The following is a 20,843-nucleotide window of genomic DNA, read 5'->3' as shown; positions in this document are numbered from 1 at the left end:
GCGCCGGCCGCGGGCTTCTGGGCCGCCGGAGCGGCCGCGGGCTTCTGGGCGGCCGGAGCGGCCGGCTTGGGCTCGGACGCGATTTCCTGCGCCTTCAGATCGAGCGTGGGCGGGGTGCGGGGCGGTCGGGAGGAGAAGTTCTCCGCCTTCGGATCGTCGCTCGCCGGCGTATTGGTGGCCATCGGCGTCGCTCGTGCCTCCCTATTGGGTTCGGACCCGTCTTCGGGACCGGGATAGACCGGCCGGGGCCGGGCCGCAACCGCGGCGCCCGCCCCCGTCCCTCACAGCCGCGTCACAGCAGCGCGAACAGCGCGTCCTCATTGGGTGCGGCGGCGACCTCCACCGCCAGACCCTTGCGAACGAACGGCTCGGCCACCTGCTCGGAAAGGCACAGTTCCCTCACACCGGTCAACGCGTCGTTAAGCCCCGCGCCTTCGACGCACCTGAGCAGCGTCTTCACCGTCCGCTGGGAGAAGTGCAGCGCGGCCTTAACGGTTCCGCTCGCCAGCGCCGCACGGGCCTCCTCGCTCAACGCATCGGCCGGTTCGGCGGCATAGACGATGGCGAGGTCCAGCGAGATGCCGGGGGCGGCGAGCAGGCCGGCGAGATCGGCGGCGCGGTCCTCCCCCGCCGGGTTCAGCACCCGCGCGCCGGACGGGAGCACCGCCGCGATGCGCCCGGCCAGCGCCGAGGCGTCGCCGTCGCAATCCGTCACCTGGGCAAAGCCGATGGCGCGGGCCTCCTTGGCCGTGCGCGGCCCCACCGCGAAGGCCGGCAGATGCAGGAAGCGCTTGCCGTCCGGGTGGGCGGCGAAGGCCGTCACCCCGTTGATGGAGGTAAAGGCCACCGCATCGAACGGGCGGTCCGGCAATGGTGTCGTGGTGGGGGCGATCCGCAGCATGGGATCGACGGTCACATCATGCCCCAGCGCCTTAAGACGCTTGGCGGTCTGGTTCGCCGCGGGCAGCGGCCTTGTGACGAGAACATGCATCTGAAGAATCAATCGAGCGGAAGAACGGGGCAGAACAACGGCCGACGCGACACCTGCCGCGCCGAAAACACCGGACGCGGCGGAAGCCGCGCCCGAAACCCGAACTAAGGCGCGACCGAAAGGACCGCGCCGGAAACTCACAATCCCAGCGCTTTGGCCGGGGCGCTGACGCGCAGCTCGGTGCCCAGCGCGGTGCCCAGCGCGGCTGCATCGGCAATGGGTGCCGCGCCGGAGGCTTCCGCCGCGTCCGAGCCATCGGGCGTCATGACGAGGCCGGAGAGGCGCACCTGGTCGCCCTCCACCCGGGCAAGGCCGGCGATGGGGGTGCGGCAGGAGCCATCAAGCGCGGTCAGGAACGCGCGCTCGGCGGCCAGCGCGATGCCGGTGTCGCGGCAGGCGATGGCGGCGATGGCGGCGTTGGTGGCGGGGTCATGCACGCGGCATTCGATGGCCACGGCCCCCTGCCCCACCGCCGGCAGGAATTCCGATGTCGCCAGCACCGCGCTCGCCGCCTCGGCGAGGCCGAGCCGGGTGAGGCCGGCGAGGGCGAGAAGCGTGCCGTCGAAATCCCCGTCCCGCACCCGCGCGAGGCGGGTGTGGACGTTGCCGCGCAGCAATTCGACCTTGAGGTCCGGCCGCAGGCGCCGCAATTGCGCCTCCCGCCGGAGCGAGGCCGTGCCGACCCGCGCGCCGGCCGGCAGATCGGCGAGGCCGGCGCCGGATTTCAGGATCAGCGCATCGCGCACGTCGGCGCGCGGCAGGTAGCCGGCGAGGTGCAGGCCCTCGGGCAGGTAGGTGGCCACGTCCTTGGCGGAATGCACGGCGAGGTCCACGCGGCCGTCCAGCAGCGCTTCCTCCAGCTCCTTGGTGAAGAGCCCCTTGCCGCCGGCCTCGGACAATGCCCGGTCCTGGATCTGGTCGCCGGTGGTGCGGATGACCTCGACGGCGACCTCGGCGGGCGCGACGTTCAGCGCCTCAGCCAGGGCCGCCTGCACCGCATGGGCCTGCCACAAAGCAAGCGGGCTGCCACGGGTGCCGATGCGCAGAACAGGGGATTTTCCGCCGGACATTTCTTCCAATTTCGTATTCTCGTTCAGGGATGCGTAGAATGCGCGAGGGATTCGAAACGGGATAGGCGGCGTTGCGGCGCAGCGCAATGGCGGCGCGCAATAGCCTGGGAGGATGTGAGTTTGCCCGATCTCATGGTGCTCGGCATCGAGACCACGTGCGACGAGACGTCGGCCGCGGTGGTGACGCGCTCGCCCTCGGGCGCGTCGGACATCCGCTCCAACGTCATCCGCTCGCAGGTGGAAATCCATTCGCCCTATGGCGGCGTGGTGCCGGAGATCGCGGCGCGCGCCCATGTGGAGGTGCTGGACCATGTGATCGCCGAGGCCATGCGGCAGGCGAACGTGGATTATTCCGAGCTGTCCGGCATCGCGGCGGCGGCCGGCCCGGGCCTCATCGGCGGGGTCATCGTCGGCCTCACCACCGCCAAGGCCATCGCGCTCGCGGCGAAGAAGCCGCTGGTGGCGGTGAACCATCTGGAAGCCCACGCCCTCACCGCCCGCCTCACCGATGGCGTCGCCTTCCCCTACCTGCTGCTCCTCGTCTCCGGCGGGCACACCCAGCTTCTCGCCATCGAGGATGTGGGCAAATACACCCGCCTTGGCACCACTTTGGACGATGCGGTGGGCGAAGCCTTCGACAAGGTGGCGAAGATGCTGAGCCTGCCCTATCCGGGCGGCCCGCAGGTGGAGGAGCAGGCCAAGCACGGCTATTCCGCCCGCTTCGCCTTCCCGCGCCCACTCATGGGGCGGCGCGAGCCCGATTTCTCCCTTTCCGGCCTCAAGACCGCGGTGCGGCTGGAGGCGGACCGCCTCGCCCCCCTCTCCGACGAGGACGTGGCGGATCTGTGCGCCAGCTTCCAGGCGGCGGTGGTGGACCTCATCGCCGACCGCGTGCGCGCCGGCGCCCGCGCCTTCCGCGACCGGCTGGGGCGCGGCCCCACCGCTTTGGTGGTGGCCGGTGGCGTCGCCGCCAACGGCATGATCCGCGAAAGCCTCGCCAAGGTGGCGGCGGAGCTGAACACCCGCTTCGCCATGCCGGCGCCGGTGCTGTGCACCGACAACGGCGCCATGATCGCCTGGGCCGGGGCCGAGCGGCTCGCCCGTGGCATCCGCGACCGGCTCGACGTGAGCCCGCGCGCCCGCTGGCCGCTCGATCCGGCGGCCGCCGCCTCCGCCACCGCGCGGGCCTGAAACGGTGTCGGGTTCCAGCTTTCGCCGCATCGGCGTGATGGGCGCGGGTGCCTGGGGCACCGCCCTCGCCAATGCCGCCGCCCGCGCCGGCCGCGAGGTGGTGCTGTGGGGACGCGACGCCGGGGCCATGGCCGACATGGTGGCGGCCCGCGAGAACCGGGCCGATTTGCCGGGCATCGCGCTTGATCCCGCCGTCTCCCCCGTCTCCGACCTCGATTTGATCGCCGATTGCGACGCCGTGCTGCTGGTGGTGCCGGCGCAGGCCTGCCGGGAGGCGCTGGGGCATCTCGGCTCCCGCGTGCCGGCGGGACTGCCCGTCATCTGCTGCGCCAAGGGCATCGAGCGCGGCACCCGCGCCTTCATGAGCGAGGTGATCGCCGAGGCCCTGCCCGGCGCCCGCCCCGCCGTGCTCTCCGGCCCCAGCTTCGCCACCGACGTGGCGGCGGGCCTGCCCACGGCGGTGACGCTGGCGGCGGGCGACGGCGCGCTGGCGAAGGACCTTGCGCAGGCGCTGGGCTCTTCCACGCTCCGGCTCTATCACTCCACCGACGTGCGCGGCGCCGAGATCGGCGGGGCGGCGAAGAATGTGCTGGCCATTGCCGCCGGCATCGTCGCCGGCCGCAGGCTGGGGGCGAGCGCCGCCGCGGCCCTGGTGGCGCGGGGCTTCGCCGAACTCATGCGCTTCGGCGCCGCCTATGGCGCGCGGCCGGAGACGATTACCGGCCTCTCCGGCCTCGGCGACCTGATCCTCACCACCTCCGGCCCGCAATCGCGCAACTTCGCCTTCGGCCGCGCGCTGGGTGCGGGGGAGGCGGTGGCGGGAAAGCTGGCGGAAGGCGCCTTCACCGCCAGCGTGCTGGTGGAGATGGCGGCGGCCAAGGGCGTGGATGTTCCCGTCAGCGCCGCCGTGGACGCGGTGCTCGCCGGCCGCCTCGGCATCGACGGCGCCATCGAGGCGCTGATGGCCCGGCCGCAAAGGGCGGAGTGAGCGAAGAGGGGGGGGAGGCCGGAGCCCGTGCCGCCTCTCACAGCCGTCATCCCACGGCTCGGTGTTCACGCAGTCATCGCCCCTTTCACAAGCGTCATCCCCCGGCTCGTCCGGGGGATCCACCCATCCGCGCGTCGGCTCGCAGAAGTCCGGGCACTCTTCTGGCGGCTCGGTGGATCGCCCGCACAGGGCGGGCGATGATGGCACATGGGAAAGGCGCCGCGCGGGCTTCAGGATTTCAGCCGGTCGAAGGTGCGGCCCATCTCCTCGCGGCTCACATGAGCGATGATGGCGGGGTCGAGCACATCCTCGCCAGCGCGGAAGGCGGCCTCGGCGTCGGGGTGGGCGAGGGCGATGCGCAGGGCGCCGAGCAGGTCGTAGAGCGCCCACGGCTTGCCGGCATCGCGCAGGGCCGATTGCAGCGCCCCCTGCACCAGCGCCCGCACCGTGCGGTGGCTCTCGGAGACCGGCACCTCGTCCGCCTCCCCCTCCAGCGCGGCGATGCAGGCCTCGGCATCGAAGGAGACGTGGCCGCGGCAGGCCAGCGGGCGCACCGGATAGATCACGCAGATGCCCTCGGCGAGGAACGGGCATTCCCCGCCCAGCGCCATGGTGCCGGAGGCGGCGGGCGCGGTGGCCTGCGCGGCGGCGAGGCGGGCGGGAAGGTCGATGCCCACCTTGCGGAAGCCCTCGGCCATGGCGCGGACATAGCGCGCCACCATCAGCACCTCGGGCATGGTCGCCGCCACCTGGATGCGGCAGCAGGTGCCGCAGCCCTTGTGGCAGGCGAGCGGCGGCAGATCCTTCGTCTGCTCGGTCACATTGTGCTCGTAGCTGGAGAAGGCCTGCATCCAGATGCGGTCGACGATCTCGGCCGAGCCCGCATGGGCGCCCAGGGTCGCGCCGAAGGCGGCATGCTGGGCACGGAAAAAGGCGGCAGGACCATCGGACGCGGGGTCCGTCCCGGAAGCGATCGCCACGGCAAGCCTCCAAAAATGCGTCGCGCCCCAAACGGGCGATCCGGCACGTTGGCAAAGGGCGTGCGCCGGAGCATTGAGATGGAACAAGCTATGTACGATCGGGAATAGCCATCAAGTCCGGGAAACTGCGTAGGGGCCCGCCCCCTGCCGGAGGGGGCGGGACCGCGATCAGAAGTAGGTGGCCGTCACGCTGGTGTGCTCCACCGACGGCGGATTGGCGAAGTGGGGGCCGGCGAGGCGGCGCCATTCCTGGAATTCGGGCGAATTGCGGAAGTGGACCATGTGGTCTTCCACGCTGTCCCATGTGACCACGAGGTAATAGCGCGAGGGCGTCTCCACGCAGCGCTCCAGCGCCATCCCGCGGCAGCCGCGCGACTTCTGGAAATAGGGCGCCGCCTCCTTCACCGCCGCCTCGAAGGCGGCTTCGGACCCTTCCTTGATGTCGAGCGTGGCAATCTCATAGACCATGGTGCGTTTCCTCGTGGTGCGGCGCCCGTCCGCGCCGCCGGCGGCGGACATTAAGGCCTCGGCCGCAACACGCAATCCTTGCCATCATGCCTTGCCAAGCAAGGCGGGACGCGGCACATCCGAACCATCGATTGCGAACGCGAGCATTGCCATGGCCCACTGGCTCTACAAGTCCGAACCCTTCAAATGGTCCTGGGAGATGCAGGTGAAGGCGGGGGCCAAGGGCACCCACTGGGACGGGGTGCGCAACCACCTCGCCAAGCAGCAGATGCTCGCCATGAAGATCGGCGACACCGGCTTCTTCTACCATTCCAACGAGGGCAAGGAGATCGTCGGCATCGTCGAGGTGATCAAGGAGGCCTACCCGGACCCCTCCGACCCCACCGGCAAGTTCGTGATGGTGGACATCAAGGCGGTGAAGCCGCTGAAGACCCCCGTCACCCTCGCCGCCGTGAAGGCCGAGCCGCGCCTTGCCGAAATGGCGCTGATGAAATTCTCCCGCCTCTCGGTGCAGCCGGTGACGGACGAGGAATGGGCCCTCGTCTGCGCCATGGGCGGCATCAAGGGGTGAGCCGCCCCATCACCGACCCGAACGCCTTCATCCGCGCCGAGACGCGCCTGCGCCCGGTGCCGCTGGTGCCGGAGGTCTCGCTGCATGTGGCCGACGAAGCGGTGCCCATCTGGCATCGCACGGAGGAGGAGCTGGGCGAACTCGGCCTGCCGCCGCCCTTCTGGGCCTTCGCCTGGGCCGGCGGGCAGGCCCTCGCCCGGCATGTGCTGGACCATCCCGAGACGGTGCGCGGCAAGCGCGTGCTGGATTTCGCCTCCGGCTCCGGGCTCGTGGGCATCGCCGCCATGAAGGCGGGGGCGACCTCGGTGACGTGCGCCGACATCGACCCCTTCGCGGTGGCGGCCATCGCCCTCAATGGGGCGGCGAACGGCGTCGCCCTCTCCCCCGTGCAGGACGACCTCATCGGGCGGGATGACGGCTGGGACACGGTGCTCGCCGGCGACATCGCCTATGAGCGCGATCTTTCGGAGAAGGTGTTCGCCTGGCTCCTCGCCCTCGCCGCGCGCGGCGCCTCCGTGCTCATCGGCGACCCCGGCCGCACCTATCTGCCCAAGGACCGGCTGGTAAAGCTCGCGGAATACTCGGTTCCGGTGACGCGGGAGCTGGAGGATATGGAGATCAAGCGCACGGCGGTGTGGCGGCCGGCTTAAGGCCTGTCTGGCGTGCTCGACGGAGCCTCGCCGCAACTCCCTCGTCATGCCCGGCCTTGTGCCGGGCATCCACGTCGGGCCGATGGTACATTCGCTGGACAGCCGTCCCTAGCCGCTCCACGTGGATGGCCGGGACAAGCCCGGCCATGACGGCCTCTGTGGAACCATTCCGCTGACGCTCCATGCGTCCGGGGCGCGGGAGTGGTTCCCGGGACAGGCGGAGGCCCCAATCGTACGGGGGGCAACAAAGGCGCATCCGGTCCGCGCCGCGCTCTCCCCTCAGCACTCCACCCGGTTCGGGCAGAACGCCTTGTGAAGGGCGGCGATCACTGCCAGCACCTCCTCGCGCGCGATGCGATAGAACACGCTGGTGCCTTCGCGGCGTGCCTCGACCAGCCCATCCGAGCGCAGGCGCATGAGTTGCTGCGACATGGGCACCTGCTCGATGGCGAGTTCGTCGCGCAACTGCGCGACGGATTTCTCGCCGTCCACCAGCGCGCACAGAACCAGCAGGCGCTGCGGGTGGGACAGGCTGCGCATCAGTTCGGCGGCCCGCTCCGAAGCGGGGATCATCTCGACAACATTCATAGTCTTGAATTTATGATAATCGAATGTTAGATGCAATGGCAACGCGGGACGCCCCGCACGGAAGGAACGCCCGAAAGAGCGCCTCAACGAAGCAGGATCTCGGGAGCAGGATAATGTCTGTCGATCGCATCGTCATGATGTTTGCGGGTTTCATGGTGCTGGCCTCGCTCGGCCTCGGCCTCACCGTGTCGCCCTATTTCTTCTGGCTCACCGCCTTCGTGGGCGCGAACCTGATGCAGGCGTCCGTCACCGGCTTCTGCCCGGCGGCCATCCTCTTGAAGAAGCTGGGCGTGAAGCCCGGCGTCGCCTTCACCTGAACTCCCGTTTCTGACCCCCGCCCGGCGCGAGGCCGGGCAGAGAGAGCCACCATGTCCCTGCGCTTCATCCCGCCCGCCGCGGCCTTCGCGGTGGCGATGGCTGCCCTTTTGCCTGCGTATGGCGCCTTCCCCGGCACCGCCCGCGCCGCCGATTTCACCGTGCGCAATGTGGAGGTGCCGGAGCTGAAGGGCGTCTTCGGCGAGGTCAAGAGCCGCACCGTGGTGCCCGCCCGCGCCCGCATCGGCGGCACCGTGCGTGCCGTCTCCGTCTCCGAGGGCGACAGCGTGAAGGAGGGCGACGAGATCGCCCTCGTGGTGGACGACAAGAACGCCCTCTCTCTCAATGCCGCCGACGCCAGGATCAAGGAGCTGACCTCCCAGCTCGACAATGCGAAGATCGAACTGGATCGCGCCCAGCAGCTCGTCGCCCGCGGCGTCGCCAGCCAGGCGCGGCTCGATACGGCAAAGACCCAGTTCGATGTCGCCACCAACCAGGTCACGGCCTCGCAGGCCGACCGCGCGGTGGTGCTCCAGCGTGCCCGCGAGGGCGCCGTGATCGCGCCCGCCGATGGCCGCGTCCTCACCGTTCCGGTGACGCCCGGCAGCGTGGTGCTGGCCGGCGACGAGATCGCCCGAGTCGCCTCGGGCCCCTATTACCTCAGGCTCTCCTTGCCGGAGCGTCACGCCGCCTCCATCCGCGAGGGCGGCACGGTGCGCATCGGCGAGCGCGGCATTTCGCAGGACAAGGCCGGCTCTCCCGCCACCGCCCGGCCGGGCCGCATCGTGAAGGTCTATCCGGAGATTTCCGCCGGCCGCGTCATGGCCGACGTGGAGGTGAACGACCTCGGCAACTACTTCGTCAACGAGCGCACGCTGGTGTGGGTGGAGATCGGCAAGCGCGCGGTGCTGGCGGTTCCGGCCGCCCTCATCCGGACCCAGCACGGCATCGATTATGTGACGCTGGCCACCACAGACGGGCCGCTCGACGTGCCCGTCATTCTCGGCGAGCGGTTTGCCGGCGATGATGGCGAACGGGTGGAAATTCTCACCGGCCTCAAGGACGGGGACGTGATCTCCGCGGCGGGGCGCTGACCATGAGCGAGACCTCCCACGGCGTGCCCCATTCGGGCGAGACCCATTCGGGCGAGACCCGCCCCCTCGGCATCGCCGGCGTGCTGACGCGCACCTTCATCGCCTCCCCCCTCACCCCGCTGCTGCTGCTCGCGGCCTTCGCCTTCGGCCTCATCGCGCTCGTCACTTTGCCGCGCGAGGAGGAGCCGCAGATTTCCGTGCCCATGGTGGACATCCGCGTCTCGGCCCAGGGGCTGAAGGCCGAGGATGCGGTGAAGCTCGTCACCGAGCCGCTGGAAACCATCGTCAAGGCCATCGACGGGGTGGAGCACGTCTATTCGCAGACCGAGGACGACGGCGTGGTCGTCACCGCGCGCTTCCTCACCGGCACCAGCCCGGATGCCGCCATCCTGCGCGTGCACGAGAAGGTGCGCGCCAATCTCGACCGCATCCCGGTGGGCATCACCGAGCCGCTGATCGTCGGCCGCTCCATCGACGACGTGGCCATCCTCGTGCTCACCCTCGTGCCCAAGCCCGAGGCCGCGAGCCGCTGGACCGCCAACGACCTCACCCGCGTGGCGCGGGAGCTTCAGGCCGACATCTCCAAGCTGCCCGATATCGGCCTCACCTACATCGTGGGCGAGCAGCCGGAGGAAATACGCGTCGCGCCCGATCCCGAGCGCCTCTCCCTCTACGGCATCACGCTTGCCCAGTTGCAGGGCAAGCTCGAAGGCGCCAACCGCACCTTCAACACCGGCACCGTGCGCGAGGCCAATGGCCAGCGCACCCTCGTTGCCGGCCAGACCCTGCAAACCCCCTCCGAGATCGGCGGCATCCTCCTCACCTCCCGCGATGGGCGCCCTGTCTATGTGCGCGACGTGGCCAATGTGACCCTCGCCACCCAGCCGGCCGAGCACTACGTCACCCATATCGAGAAGGGGCCGGATGGCCTCACCCGGCGCCCGGCGGTGTCGCTCGCCATCGCCAAGCGCCCCGGCACCAATGCGGTGGTCATCGCCGAGGAGGTGCTCAACCAGATCAAGGCCGCAAACGGCTCCACCCTCCCCGCCGACGTGGAGGTGAAGGTCACCCGCAATTACGGCGAGAGCGCCAACGAGAAGGCCAACGAGCTGCTGCTGCATCTCGGCCTCGCCACCGTCTCCATCGTCGTGCTGGTGGGCTTCGCCATCGGCTGGCGCGAGGCGCTGGTGGTGGCGGTGGTCATCCCCACCACCATCCTGCTCACCCTCTTCGCCGCCCGCCTCATGGGCTACACGCTGAACCGCGTGAGCCTGTTCGCGCTCATCTTCTCCATCGGCATCCTGGTGGACGACGCCATCGTCGTCATCGAGAACATCGCCCGCCACTGGGCCATGAAGGACGGGCGTTCCCGCGCGCAGGGCGCCATCGACGCGGTGGCCGAGGTGGGCAATCCCACCATCGTCGCCACGCTGACCGTGGTGGCGGCGCTGCTGCCCATGCTGTTCGTCTCCGGCATGATGGGCCCCTACATGAGCCCCATCCCGGCCAACGCCTCGGCGGCGATGGTCTTCTCCTTCTTCGTCGCCGTCGTCCTCACCCCCTGGCTGATGCTCAGGATCGCCGGCCGGGCGGGGCACGGTGATGGCGGCACCCATGGCGGCGACCATGGCGAAGCTGCCGACGGCGGCCGGCTGGGACGCTTCTATGTCAGGGTGGCCCGCCCCATCCTCGCCTCCCGCGCCCGCTCGGGCGCCTTCCTCGCCACCGTGGGGGTGGCGACCCTCGCCTCCCTCAGCCTCTTCTACACCCACGCGGTGACGGTGAAGCTGCTTCCGTTCGACAACAAGACCGAACTGGCCGTCATTCTGGACATGCCAACTGACACCCCTGTGGAACGCACCGATTCCACCCTGAATGCCATGGTGAACGCGCTTTCAGACCTGCCGGAGTCGGTTTCCTTCCAGACCCATGCCGGCACCGCCGCGCCCTTCAATTTCAACGGCTTGGTGCGCCACTACGGCCTCCGGGCCGCCCCCAAGCAGGGCGACATCCAGATCAACCTGAAGGAGAAGGGCGAGCGCGCCCGCACCAGCCACGAGATTGCGCTCGACGTCCGTAACCGATTGAAATCAATCGCACTTCCGCCGGGCTCATCGCTCAAGGTGGTGGAGCCGCCGCCGGGTCCGCCGGTGCTCGCGACCCTCCTCGCCGAGATCTACGGCCCCGACCCGGACACCCGCCGCGCGGTCGCCCGAAAGGTGCGCCAAGCCTTTGAAAGTGTTCCCTTTATCGTGGACGTAGACGACAGCTTCGGCACCCCCGGGGAGCGCGTCCGCCTGGCCATCGACCAGGACAACCTCGAATTCTACAAGGTGGAACAAGGGGATGTGTACGACGCCATCCGCGGTATCTTCGCCGGCGGCACCCTGGGCTATTCCCACCGCGGCGGCGGCCGGGCGCCGATCCCAATCCGGCTCGAAATGTCAAAGGGAAACAAGGCTGTAGACGAACGCACCCTGGCGACGCCCGTGCCTGCCAACGCCCTGCCCGGCGGGCGCGGGGTGGTGGAACTTGGCGACGTGGTCCGCGTCGTCCGCGAACCCGCCTCCTTCCCCATCTTCCGCCACAACGGCCGCCCCGCCGAGATGGTCACGGCCGACCTCGCCGGCGCCTACGAGGCTCCCGTCTATGGCATGATGGCTGTGTCCAAGGCCTTGGAAAACATGGATTTCGGCGGCTTGCCCAAGCCTGTCATCGCCCTCCACGGCCAGCCCTCCGACGAGGCGAAGCCGACCCTCCTGTGGGACGGCGAATGGGAGGTGACGTGGGTGACGTTCCGCGACATGGGCGGGGCCTTCATCGTCGCCATCCTCGGCATCTACATCCTGGTGGTGGCGCAGTTCGGCTCGTTCAAGCTGCCGCTTGTCATCCTGACGCCTATCCCATTGACATTCATAGGAATCATGACCGGCCACTGGCTGTTCGGCGCGCCCTTCTCGGCCACTTCCATGATCGGCTTCATCGCCCTGGCCGGCATCATCGTGCGCAACTCCATCCTGCTGGTGGACTTCATCCGCCACGCCCGCACACCCGGCCGTCCGCTCGAGGAAGTGTTGCTGGAGGCCGGAGCTATAAGGTTCAAGCCCATCCTCCTGACCGCTTTGGCGGCGATGATCGGCGCAGCGGTGATCCTGACGGACCCGATCTTCCAGGGCCTCGCCATCTCCCTGCTGTTCGGCCTCGCCTCGTCCACGGCGTTGACCGTGCTGGTCATCCCGGCCATCTACGTGGTGCTGAGAGGCCAGCGCACGGCCGGACCGCAAGGGACGTGACGCGGAACGGTGGACAGCCGGAAAATCCCGTCCTCACCGGGATTTTCCCCGCTTGACAGCATGGGGCCCCAAATCATAAATGGCGCCTCCCACGGTTCGGGGCCGTAGCTCAGATGGGAGAGCGCTGCAATCGCACTGCAGAGGTCAGGGGTTCGATTCCCCTCGGCTCCACCAACAAAATTTCATAAACACCTGAAATACAATAAAAAATCCCGGTCGCGAGAAATCGTGCCCTGGCATCTGCTCCAGCACCTGCATTCGCTCGTGGTGGTCCCCGGTAGACACAATCGGGATTTGCTGGAAATGGGCGGGATCGAGCGGGACGGCAGATTGTGTCGGCCAGCGAGCTACGGACGGTTGGAGCGGATAGCCAAGTCTGGTGATCTCGTCGCAGCGATTCGAATTTCCTGCATGGCACTGAAAAGTGTTTCAAACTCGGCCAGTTCCATTGGGTCATAGCTGAGATAATTCCCAGCGTTCCGCACGAGAACGACGTATAAATCTCTGTCACGTCCTTCCTTAAGGCGGAGCGAAATTGTTACGCCTCCACCACCGATTGTGACGTCAATTTTCTTGACTACACGACCCGTGAAAACCTGCCTTAAGCCGCGAAATAAATTCCACACCATTGTTTGTCCCGCCAAGGTGATCCGGGACCATTCGTTGGACCGCTGGAAGTTGGATTTTCCGGCCTTGGTCACGGCGGTGGGCTGGGGCGCCGCCGGAGTTCTGCAACATGATCGGAGGGTTATGGCCGGCGGCCCCACGCAGCCGATCCTCGTCGTAGTCTCTGAGCTAAGCCTCCATCTTTTCCGCCGCGTCGGCAAGCGTCAGAAGCCAGTGGGCGTTCAGGCATTCACCCCGGAAACGCCCATTGAAGGGATCGATGAATGCGTTGTCGGTGAGCTTTCCTCGCCGGAAGAAATCGAGCGTGACGCCCCTCGCATAGGTTCCTCGCCTTACGGTGCCGCCGATGTTCACCGTGCGTGGCGGATGGCCATCTGGAGGCCGCGCAGGAAGGCGGTGACGGCGCGGGAGCGCTGGCGCGCCTTGAGGGCGAAGATCTGGATGCTGCCGTTCTCCACGGCCGGGTCGGCAATGGGCACGCCCGCCAGCCGGCCCTGCGCCACCGCGGTGCGGCCGGACAGTTCCGCCAGCAGCGCCACCGCCTGCGTGCGCGCGGCAGTGTTCAGGCGCAGCGCCACGGAATCGCTCTCCACCGTCACCCGCGCGGTGACGCCCTGGCGCCGCATGGCCTCGTCGATCAGTCGCCGCGTCGGCGAGCGGGCGGGCGGCAGGATGAGCCGGCAGCCCTCCAGCGCCTCCAGCGCGATGGCGGCATGCGCGGCGAGCGGATGGTCCGGCGCGACGAAAGCCGTCAGCGGCTGGTCCACGGCGGTGAGCACGGCGAGGTCCAGGTCGGGCGGCGGGTTATAGCCGATGCCGATTTCCGCCAGCCCTTCACGCACCAGCCCCTGCACCTGGCGGGTATTGCCGACGCGGACATCGAAGGAGATGTCCGCGTGGCGGGCCTGGAAGCGGGTGATGAGGCCAGGCAGGATGTCCTCCGCCAGCGGATCGATGGTGGCGATGCGGATTTCGCCCCGACGCAGCCCCTGCAAGGCGGCGATCTCGTCATGGGCCATGGCGACGGCGGAGAGGGTGTCCCGCGCATGCCGCAGCAGCACGCGCCCGGCCATGGTGGGGGCGATGCCGCGCGGCAGGCGCGACAGCAGCGGCGCGCCGAACGCCTGCTCCAGGTTCTGGATCTGCCGGCTGAGCGCGGACTGCGCCACATGCAGCCCTTCGGCAGCCTCGCGCATGGAGCCGGCCTCCACCACGGCGACGAAATAGCGGAGCGACGTGAGGTTCATGGGCGGGCGCTCGGGCTGGGAGCTGCTGAAAGGTATCTCACTTCGGCATCATGATCGATATCAGATTGCAATTGTGAGATCGATCCCGCCGCCTGCAGATTGTCCCACGACATCAGAACGGGAGTTTCAGGCGCATGCGTTGGATGGCTGGCGACCGGATAGCCTGCTCATGATGATCGGGGTCGACGTGGGCGGAACCTTCACGGACCTCGTGGCGGCCGACCCGCTGAGGGGCCTGCGCTTCGTCAAGACGCCCTCGACGCCGGACGATCCCTCGCGCGGCGTGCTGGACGCGCTGAAACTGCTGGCAGACGAACTGGAACTGACGCTGGATACCCTCCTGCCGGGCATCGAGCTGTTCATCCATGGCACCACGGTGGCCACCAACATCCTGGTGGAGCGGCGCGGTGCGCGCCTCGGGCTCATTACCACCCAGGGCTTTCGCGACCTACTGGAGCTGCGGGAGGGGGCGCGCGACAACCGCTATGCGCTGCGCACCGCCCCGCCCACGCCGGTCATTCCCCGGCCGTTGCGGCTGGAGGTGCGCGAGCGCGTCGCGCCGGACGGCACAGCCGTGCTGCCGCTCGACCCCGAGAGCCTGGACGCGGCCATCGCCACCCTACGCGCGGCCGGTGTGGACGGGGTCGTCGTCTGCTTCCTCCATGCCCACCGCCGGCCCGCGCACGAGCAGGCGGTGCGCGCGGCCATCGCCGCCACCGGCTGGGAGCCCTTCATCTCGCTGGGCCACGAGATCCTCGGGCGGGAGGGCGAATATGACCGGCTCTCCACGGCGGTGGTGAACGGCTATGTGGGCCCCGGCCTCAAGACCTATCTGAACCGCCTGTTCGGGCGGCTGACCGAGCGCGGCATCACCGTGCCGGTGCAGGTGATGCAGTCCAACGGCGGTGTGCTGCCGGTCGCCGAGGCCGGCACGCGGGCGGTGGGGGCGGTGACCAGCGGCCCGGCGGGCGGCGCCATGGCCGGCGCACTCTATGCCCGCGCCCTCGGCCTGCCGCAACTGGTGACCTATGACACCGGGGGCACCAGCACCGACATCTGCATCATCCAGGACGGTGTCCCGGTGGAGCGCAACCGCGCCGAGCTGGCGGGCCTGCGCATCGCGGCCCCCGCCATCGAGATCAATCCCCTCGGCATCGGCGGCGGCAGCATCGCCCGCATCGATGCCGGGGGCATGCTGGACATCGGCCCCATGAGCGCCGGCGCCGTGCCCGGCCCGGCCTGCTTCGGCAAGGGCGGCACGCGAGCGACGCTGACCGACGCCAATCTTGTGCTCGGCTTCATCTCCGGCGAGACCTTCCTCGGCGGGCGGATGCGACTAGACGTGGCGGCGGCGCGGGCGGTCATCACGCAGGAGATCGCGGCCCCGCTGGGCATCGGCGTGGACGAGGCCGCCTATGCCATCCACGTGCTCGCCACCTCGCGCATCACCGAGGGGATCCGCCTCGCCACCGTGCGACGCGGCATGGACCCGCGCGATTTCGCGCTGATGTCGTTCGGCGGCGCCGGCGGGCTGCACGCCAATGCGGTCGCGCGCGAGCTGGAGATCCCCACCGCCATCATCCCGGCCATGGCTTCGGTGCTCTCCGCGCTGGGGTTCCTGGCGGCGGACGTGCGGCAGGATCTCCAGCAGACTGTCAACGCGCCCATCCGCGACCTGCACGACGGCCGGCTGGCGCAGGTGTTCGGCGCCCTGGAAGTCGAGGGCCGCGCGGCGCTGGAGACATCTCGCAGTCGGGGCGGCCATGCAGGCGACATCCATGTGCGCCGCTTCGCCGACTGCCGCTACGAGCGGCAGGTGCACACAATCCCGGTGCCGCTCGAGCCGGACGACACCGCGGCCGATCTCGAACGGCGCTTCGTCGCGACCTATGAGGACCTCTACCACCACACCCATCCTGGCGAGCCGGGCATCGTGGAGACCTGCCGCGTCGCGGTGTTCAACACGCTGCCCAAGCTCGCCCTGCCCGTGCTCGACGCGGCACCGGCGGGCGGCGTGGACTGCGCGGCGGCACGCACCGGGGAACGCCGCATCTTCATTGGCGCGGCGGTGATGGCGCCGGTCTATTGGTTCGAGGAGATCCGCCGCGGCATGGTCATCGCCGGGCCGGCGCTGATCGATTCCGCGGCCACCTCGGTCCTGGTGTTGCCGGGCAGCACGGCCACCCTCGATGCCACCGGCAGCCTCTGCCTATCCGACGCCGCCGCCCCCGCGGGAGACCGGGCATGCTGAACCCTCTGACACTAGCGGTGGTCCGCCACAAGCTGAAGGCGGTGACGGAGGAGATGGTGGAGACGATGACGCATACGTGCTTCTCGCCCATCCTCAACCAGAATCAGGATTTCTCCGCCGTCCTGCTGTCCTCCGACATCCAGACCGTCTCACAGGCCGAGCGCGTACCCATCCACATGGGCGCCATGCCGCTGGCGGTCCGGCTGATGGCGGAGGCCTTCGAGGACGACCTCGCCGACGGCGACATCCTGATGGCCAATGACCCGTTCTGGGGCGGCAGCCATCTGCCGGACGTGACGCTGGCCATGCCCTTCTTCCAGGGCGGAAGGCTGCGCTTCTGGGTGGCGCTCAGGGCCCACCAGGGCGACATCGGCGGCCTGTCGGCGGGCGGCTACAGCGCCGCCGCCCGCGAGATCTGGCACGAGGGGCTGCGCATCCCGCCGGTAAAGCTGGCGGCGCGCGGCGGCGTGCGCCGCGACGTGCTGCGGATGGTGGCCAGCAATTCCCGCCGGCCGGAGGACCTGGAAGGCGACCTGATGGCGCAGCTCGCGGCCGTAAAGGCCGGCGCGGCGCGGCTGGAAGAGCTGTTCCGGCGCTATGACGCCGAGGAAATCGAGGCCTGCGTCTGCGCGGTGCTGGACGGCGGCGAGGCGATCATGCGGCAGATGCTGCGCGGCTGTCGCCAGGGCCGGTACGAGGGGCGCAGCTGCATGGAATACGAGCCGGCGCCCGGCCACCTGCTTCCCATTCCCGTCATCGTCACCCTGGAGGACGGGCGCGCGGTGGTGGACCTGACCCAATGCCCCGACCAGGTACCGGCCTTCATCAACAGCCCCTATGCCAACACCCGCGCGGCGGTGATGGTGGCCTTTCTCTATTTCAGCGGCGATGAGCAGGGCCTGAATGACGGCAGCGCCCGCGGCATCGAGATCCGCACCCGGCCCGGCAGCCTCCTGGACCCGGTGCTGCCCGCCCCCGTGGGGGCCTGCACCTCCTCCACCGCCTGCGCGCTCATCGAGGCGGTGCTCCAGGCGCTGGGGGGCGCCGATCCGGAGCGTGCCATCGGCGGCTTCGCCCGCCGCTTCCGCTTCGCCTTGGCCGGTGTGGACCGGCAGGGGCGGCCCTTCATCTGGCACTATTTCTTCAACAAGGGCGGCACCGGCGGCAATCGCGATCACGACGGCTGGCCCAACCTCGGCGGCCTGCACAATCCCGGCGGCACGCCCTCGCCCTCCATCGAGCGCACCGAGGCCTCCTATCCGCTGGTGGTGGAGGAGTATGCCCTGGCGCCCGACACCGGCGGCGCCGGGCAGCAGCGCGGCGGCCTCGGCGGGCTGATGCGGCTGCGCTATGATGGCACCACGCCGGCGGTGCTCAACGCCTCGGGCGAGGGCGTGCTGGTGCCGCCCTTCGGTACCGGCGGTGGCGCGGACGGGGCAGGCCACGACTACCGTATTGCCCAAGCCAACAGCAGTGAGCACCGTCTGGGCGTGCACGACAGCGGCGTGGTGCTGGAGCCGGGGGCCTGCCTCGTGTGCACCTCGGCGGGTGGCGGCGGCTATGGCGACCCCCGCTCCCGTGATCGTGACGCGGTGCGCCGCGATGTGGCGTTCGGTTATGTCAGCGCTGCCGCGGCGCGCGCGGTCTATGGGCTGGAGGACGCGCCAGAACCGCCCGACCGGAGAGATTCGCTGCACCGGACGTCCTGATGTTCAATCCCCGCCATCCCTACCCAGGCCAAGGGATCAACACAGCTCGCAAAAGAGGGGCGCCACGCCGCGGCGACTGATGCGGCGCCACGGCCTTTGATCTGACGTTTCGGGCCATCAGGCGTTCGGCGCGGAAGCCCCTTCGGGATAAGTCTTCCGCACGTATTCGGGGGTGAGCTTTTCCTGGTGCAGATCCTCGGCGATCCGCGCCACATCGCGGGCGGCCGGCTCGCCGTAGCCGCCGGCCCCAGCCATCTCGAAGCGCAGGACGTCGCCGCTCTTGAACCGGCGGGTGAATTTGGACGGCAGCGGCTGGGCATCCGGGCCGGGGTTCAGGATGGACTTGGCGCCCGCGCCCGGTCCCCCTCCGAACAGGCCCCAGGGCTGGGAGGTGAAGCGGTCGGAGCGCACCTGCACCTGCACGTCGTCCACCAGCAGCCGATACTGCCGCACCATGCCCAGAGCGCCGCGATACTGGCCGGCACCACCGGTGTCGGGGAGGAAGGCATATTCCTCGATGCGCAGAGGATGCTCGGCCTCGATCAGTTCCACCGGCACATTGGCGAGGTTGCCGATGCAGTAGGGTCCGGCATCCTGGCCATCGCTGTCCGGACCGCCACCGAGGCCGGTGTTGTTGTGGAACTCCAGATGCAGGAAACGTCGGCCCGCCGCATCGTTGCCCGAGGCTGCGATGGCGAATTCCGAGCCGCCGGCGCAGGCCGGCAGGCGGCCCGGCAGCAAGGTGGCGAGCGCGCCCAGCACGATGGAGCGCAGGCGGAAGCCCACCTGGCCGCGTGAGCCCACCGCCGCGGGATAGCGCACGTCCACGAAGGTGCCCGGCCGGGTCTTGACCGTGATGGCGCGGTAAAGGCCGGCATTGTTGGGAATGGACGCGCCGAGCACGGTGCGGATGGCGGCATAGACGCAGGAGACGGTGAAGGCGCGGTTGCAATGGACGGCGCCGCCCTTGTCGTCGTCGGTGCCGGTGAGGTCGGCCTCGATCTCGCTGCCAGTCTTGGTGAGCTTCAGGTGGATGCGGATCGGGCCGTTGCCGACGCCGTCGTCATCATTCCACTCCACGAACTCCACGGAACCGTTCGGCAGCGCCGCAAGATCGGCGCGGGTAAGCGTCTCGGCATAGTCGATGAGGTCGTCCAGATAGGCATCGAGGACATCCGGATCCCAGGTGGCGGCGAGCTTTTCCACTTCGGCCGCGGCCTGGTCGAGGGCGGCGAGCTGCGCCCGCACGTCGCCCATCACCCGGTCCGGCACGCGGGTGTTGAACTCGATGATGCGCATGAGCGTCTCGTTGGGCTTGCCCGCCTCGACGATCTTCAGCGGGGGAATGCGCAGTCCCTCCTCGAAGATCTCCATGCTGTCGGCGGCGTTGCCGCCGGGCACCCGGCCACCGAGGTCCGAATGGTGCAGGATCAGGCTCACGAAGGCGATGCGCCGGCCCTTCACATAGACCGGCTTGAAGGTGAAGATGTCGTTGAGGTGGCTGCATCCCGAATAGGGATCGTTGCTGGCCAGCACGTCGCCTTCGCGCACATCCTCGCCGAAATGGGCGAGGCAGGCGTCCAACGCCGGCATCACCACGCCCAGGTGCACCGGCACGGCGAGCCCCTGCGCCACCAGCCGGCCCCGGCCGTCGCAGATGGCGGCGGAGAAATCCATGCTGTTCTTGACGTTGGAGGTGCGCGCCGTACGCGTGACCATCACCAGCGCGTTGTCGGCGGTGGTGATGAGGGCGTTCTTCAAGAGTTCGCGGCGGACGGGATCGATGATCGTCATGTCAGGCTCCCTCACGCTGCGCTGCGTGTGACGAGGACGTTGTTCCAGCTGTCGAGGGCTGCGCTCCAGCCGGGCAGGACGACGATGGTGGTGTCGTATTCCTCGACGATCAGCGGCCCGGACATGGCGCCGGCGGCCAGTGCCGCACGCGGTACCACGGGTGTATCGAACCAGCCCTCCGGGCCGAAATAAGCACGACGCACATGGGCGGTGGCCGTCTTCTCGGCGCTGCGCCGGGCCTGGTCGGGCATGCGCGGATGCTCGGGCACGCCACGGCACACCAATTTGAGCGAGACGAACTGGATCGGCTCGTGCGGCGAAGCATAGCCGAACACGCCGGCATGCTCGGTATGGAAGGCGGCCGCCAGCTTCTCCAAAGCGTCGGCGCCATCCGGCACCGGCAGGGTCAGGGGCGTCGTCTGGCCCATGTAGCGCAGGTCCGCGAACAGGCTGACGCTCTGCCGATCCGGCGTGGCGAAGCCTTCGGCGCGGAGCATCTCCAGGCCACGGGCGCGCAAGGGCGCAAAGGCCTCCTCCAGGCGCGTCAGGTCCGTCTCGTCCAGGCGGCGATAGAAGGCCTGGACCAACTGGTGCTCCACGTCGGCAAACAACATGCCCAGCGCGCTGAACAGCCCGGCCACGGGCGGCACCACGATGTGGGTCATGCCCGCCGCCTGAGCCAGCGAGCAGGCATGCACAGGCCCGTTGCCGCCGATGGCCAGCATGGCGTATTGCGCCGGATCGCGGCCCTTCTCGGAGGAGACGCCGCGCAGGGCGCGCAGCATGGTCGCGTCGGCAATGGCGTGGATGCCATAGGCGGTCTCGATGGCCGGAAGGCCGACCCTCTCGCCCAGCGCGGCGATGGCGGCGCGGGCACCGTCCATGTCCAGCTTCAGCTCGCCGCTGACCAAGGCATGCGGGTTGAGATAGCCCAACACCAGATTGGCGTCGGTCACCGTGGGGCTGGTGCCACCGCGCCCGTAGGCGACCGGGCCGGGCTCGGCCCCGGCGCTGCG

At 69.2% G+C, this 20,843-nt stretch carries 17 protein-coding genes, 1 tRNA gene and 2 pseudogenes; 10 read left to right on the top strand and 10 right to left on the bottom strand.

What is annotated here, in order from left to right:
• The 3 genes and pseudogenes from ACE3QW_RS10895 to hemC all read right to left on the bottom strand — a co-directional run.
• A pseudogene (locus tag ACE3QW_RS10895) lies at positions 1-182 on the bottom strand (hypothetical protein); the annotation flags it as partial.
• Between the two features lie 110 nt (positions 183-292).
• Positions 293-991 carry a uroporphyrinogen-III synthase gene (locus ACE3QW_RS10890; protein ID WP_374251517.1) on the bottom strand — a complete coding sequence of 233 codons (699 nt, stop codon included), beginning with the start codon at positions 989-991 and terminating at the stop codon, positions 293-295.
• A 137-nt stretch (positions 992-1,128) separates the two neighbouring features.
• Entirely contained in the window at positions 1,129-2,061 is a 933-nt protein-coding gene (hemC, locus tag ACE3QW_RS10885; protein WP_374251518.1) for a hydroxymethylbilane synthase, read from the bottom strand.
• A 132-nt stretch (positions 2,062-2,193) separates the two neighbouring features.
• Here hemC and tsaD point away from each other — a divergent pair, with 132 nt between their 5' ends.
• Together tsaD and ACE3QW_RS10875 are read left to right on the top strand one after the other, a co-directional pair.
• Positions 2,194-3,252: a tRNA (adenosine(37)-N6)-threonylcarbamoyltransferase complex transferase subunit TsaD gene (gene tsaD, locus ACE3QW_RS10880; protein WP_250165194.1), complete on the top strand. Its 1,059-nt coding sequence runs from the start codon at positions 2,194-2,196 to the stop codon at positions 3,250-3,252.
• A gap of 4 nt (positions 3,253-3,256) precedes the next feature.
• Positions 3,257-4,240, top strand: a complete 984-nt coding sequence (locus ACE3QW_RS10875; RefSeq protein ID WP_374251516.1) for an NAD(P)H-dependent glycerol-3-phosphate dehydrogenase — start codon at positions 3,257-3,259, stop codon at positions 4,238-4,240.
• A 230-nt stretch (positions 4,241-4,470) separates the two neighbouring features.
• Here ACE3QW_RS10875 and ACE3QW_RS10870 read toward each other — a convergent pair whose 3' ends face one another.
• Both ACE3QW_RS10870 and ACE3QW_RS10865 read right to left on the bottom strand, forming a co-directional pair.
• Positions 4,471-5,220, bottom strand: a complete 750-nt coding sequence (locus tag ACE3QW_RS10870) for a YkgJ family cysteine cluster protein (protein ID WP_374251515.1) — start codon at positions 5,218-5,220, stop codon at positions 4,471-4,473.
• Positions 5,221-5,388: 168 nt separating this feature from the next.
• A complete protein-coding gene (locus ACE3QW_RS10865) occupies positions 5,389-5,688 on the bottom strand; it encodes an antibiotic biosynthesis monooxygenase (protein WP_374251514.1) in 300 nt (99 codons plus the stop codon).
• A 151-nt stretch (positions 5,689-5,839) separates the two neighbouring features.
• Here ACE3QW_RS10865 and ACE3QW_RS10860 point away from each other — a divergent pair, with 151 nt between their 5' ends.
• Both ACE3QW_RS10860 and ACE3QW_RS10855 read left to right on the top strand, forming a co-directional pair.
• On the top strand, positions 5,840-6,259 hold the full coding sequence (locus ACE3QW_RS10860) for an EVE domain-containing protein (protein ID WP_374251513.1): 420 nt from the start codon (positions 5,840-5,842) through the stop codon (positions 6,257-6,259).
• The gene (locus ACE3QW_RS10855; RefSeq protein WP_374251512.1) at positions 6,220-6,909 is read left to right on the top strand and encodes a methyltransferase; all 690 of its coding nucleotides are present in this window, start codon (positions 6,220-6,222) and stop codon (positions 6,907-6,909) included. The genes ACE3QW_RS10860 and ACE3QW_RS10855 overlap by 40 nt, the downstream gene beginning before the upstream one ends.
• A 279-nt stretch (positions 6,910-7,188) precedes the next feature.
• On the opposite strand, the gene ACE3QW_RS10850 is transcribed toward ACE3QW_RS10855, so the two are convergent.
• Positions 7,189-7,482: a helix-turn-helix transcriptional regulator gene (locus tag ACE3QW_RS10850; RefSeq protein ID WP_029877678.1), complete on the bottom strand. Its 294-nt coding sequence runs from the start codon at positions 7,480-7,482 to the stop codon at positions 7,189-7,191.
• Positions 7,483-7,610: 128 nt separating this feature from the next.
• Here ACE3QW_RS10850 and ACE3QW_RS10845 point away from each other — a divergent pair, with 128 nt between their 5' ends.
• The 4 genes from ACE3QW_RS10845 to ACE3QW_RS10830 all read left to right on the top strand — a co-directional run bounded on the left by ACE3QW_RS10845 (position 7,611) and on the right by ACE3QW_RS10830 (position 12,373).
• Complete coding sequence (locus ACE3QW_RS10845) at positions 7,611-7,814, top strand: DUF2892 domain-containing protein (RefSeq protein WP_024281123.1); 204 nt, start codon at positions 7,611-7,613, stop codon at positions 7,812-7,814.
• A gap of 51 nt (positions 7,815-7,865) precedes the next feature.
• Positions 7,866-8,906 (top strand): efflux RND transporter periplasmic adaptor subunit, encoded by a 1,041-nt coding sequence (locus tag ACE3QW_RS10840; protein WP_374251511.1) that lies wholly within the window; start codon positions 7,866-7,868, stop codon positions 8,904-8,906.
• A gap of 2 nt (positions 8,907-8,908) precedes the next feature.
• Entirely contained in the window at positions 8,909-12,199 is a 3,291-nt protein-coding gene (locus ACE3QW_RS10835) for an efflux RND transporter permease subunit (RefSeq protein WP_374251510.1), read from the top strand.
• A 98-nt stretch (positions 12,200-12,297) separates the two neighbouring features.
• A tRNA-Ala gene (locus tag ACE3QW_RS10830) sits at positions 12,298-12,373 on the top strand.
• A 523-nt stretch (positions 12,374-12,896) separates the two neighbouring features.
• On the opposite strand, the pseudogene ACE3QW_RS10825 reads toward ACE3QW_RS10830, so the two are convergent.
• Positions 12,897-13,147, bottom strand: a pseudogene (locus tag ACE3QW_RS10825) (transposase); the annotation flags it as partial.
• Between the two features lie 29 nt (positions 13,148-13,176).
• Entirely contained in the window at positions 13,177-14,073 is an 897-nt protein-coding gene (locus tag ACE3QW_RS10820; protein ID WP_374251509.1) for a LysR family transcriptional regulator, read from the bottom strand.
• A 169-nt stretch (positions 14,074-14,242) separates the two neighbouring features.
• Here ACE3QW_RS10820 and ACE3QW_RS10815 point away from each other — a divergent pair, with 169 nt between their 5' ends.
• A complete protein-coding gene (locus tag ACE3QW_RS10815; protein ID WP_374251508.1) occupies positions 14,243-16,324 on the top strand; it encodes a hydantoinase/oxoprolinase family protein in 2,082 nt (693 codons plus the stop codon).
• Positions 16,318-18,033: a hydantoinase B/oxoprolinase family protein gene (locus tag ACE3QW_RS10810; RefSeq protein WP_374251507.1), complete on the top strand. Its 1,716-nt coding sequence runs from the start codon at positions 16,318-16,320 to the stop codon at positions 18,031-18,033. The genes ACE3QW_RS10815 and ACE3QW_RS10810 overlap by 7 nt, the downstream gene beginning before the upstream one ends.
• Positions 18,034-18,150: 117 nt before the next feature.
• Here ACE3QW_RS10810 and ACE3QW_RS10805 read toward each other — a convergent pair whose 3' ends face one another.
• Both ACE3QW_RS10805 and ACE3QW_RS10800 read right to left on the bottom strand, forming a co-directional pair.
• Positions 18,151-19,827, bottom strand: a complete 1,677-nt coding sequence (locus ACE3QW_RS10805; RefSeq protein WP_374251506.1) for a hydantoinase B/oxoprolinase family protein — start codon at positions 19,825-19,827, stop codon at positions 18,151-18,153.
• Positions 19,828-19,838: 11 nt separating this feature from the next.
• Positions 19,839-20,843 (bottom strand): hydantoinase/oxoprolinase family protein (locus tag ACE3QW_RS10800; RefSeq protein WP_374251505.1); only part of this gene is annotated, 1,005 nt, incomplete at its 5' end.

Source organism: Xanthobacter sp., from assembly GCF_041911315.1.
GTDB classification, from domain to species: Bacteria; Pseudomonadota; Alphaproteobacteria; order Rhizobiales; family Xanthobacteraceae; genus Xanthobacter; species Xanthobacter aminoxidans.
The sequence above is the reverse complement of the archived record's forward strand: the minus strand, read 5'-3'. Positions and strand labels throughout refer to the sequence as shown.

Bases quoted from the DNA above. Each gene is read 5' to 3' on its own strand.
- ACE3QW_RS10860 (WP_374251513.1), top strand. From the start codon at position 5,840: ATGGCCCACTGGCTCTACAAGTCCGAACCCTTCAAATGGTCCTGGGAG.
- ACE3QW_RS10805 (WP_374251506.1), bottom strand. From the start codon at position 19,827: ATGACGATCATCGATCCCGTCCGCCGCGAACTCTTGAAGAACGCCCTC.
- ACE3QW_RS10865 (WP_374251514.1), bottom strand. From the start codon at position 5,688: ATGGTCTATGAGATTGCCACGCTCGACATCAAGGAAGGGTCCGAAGCC.
- ACE3QW_RS10890 (WP_374251517.1), bottom strand. From the start codon at position 991: ATGCATGTTCTCGTCACAAGGCCGCTGCCCGCGGCGAACCAGACCGCC.
- ACE3QW_RS10815 (WP_374251508.1), top strand. From the start codon at position 14,243: ATGATGATCGGGGTCGACGTGGGCGGAACCTTCACGGACCTCGTGGCG.
- ACE3QW_RS10835 (WP_374251510.1), top strand. From the start codon at position 8,909: ATGAGCGAGACCTCCCACGGCGTGCCCCATTCGGGCGAGACCCATTCG.
- hemC (WP_374251518.1), bottom strand. From the start codon at position 2,061: ATGTCCGGCGGAAAATCCCCTGTTCTGCGCATCGGCACCCGTGGCAGC.
- ACE3QW_RS10810 (WP_374251507.1), top strand. From the start codon at position 16,318: ATGCTGAACCCTCTGACACTAGCGGTGGTCCGCCACAAGCTGAAGGCG.
- ACE3QW_RS10850 (WP_029877678.1), bottom strand. From the start codon at position 7,482: ATGATCCCCGCTTCGGAGCGGGCCGCCGAACTGATGCGCAGCCTGTCC.
- ACE3QW_RS10845 (WP_024281123.1), top strand. From the start codon at position 7,611: ATGTCTGTCGATCGCATCGTCATGATGTTTGCGGGTTTCATGGTGCTG.
- tsaD (WP_250165194.1), top strand. From the start codon at position 2,194: ATGGTGCTCGGCATCGAGACCACGTGCGACGAGACGTCGGCCGCGGTG.
- ACE3QW_RS10840 (WP_374251511.1), top strand. From the start codon at position 7,866: ATGTCCCTGCGCTTCATCCCGCCCGCCGCGGCCTTCGCGGTGGCGATG.
- ACE3QW_RS10855 (WP_374251512.1), top strand. From the start codon at position 6,220: ATGGGCCCTCGTCTGCGCCATGGGCGGCATCAAGGGGTGAGCCGCCCC.
- ACE3QW_RS10820 (WP_374251509.1), bottom strand. From the start codon at position 14,073: ATGAACCTCACGTCGCTCCGCTATTTCGTCGCCGTGGTGGAGGCCGGC.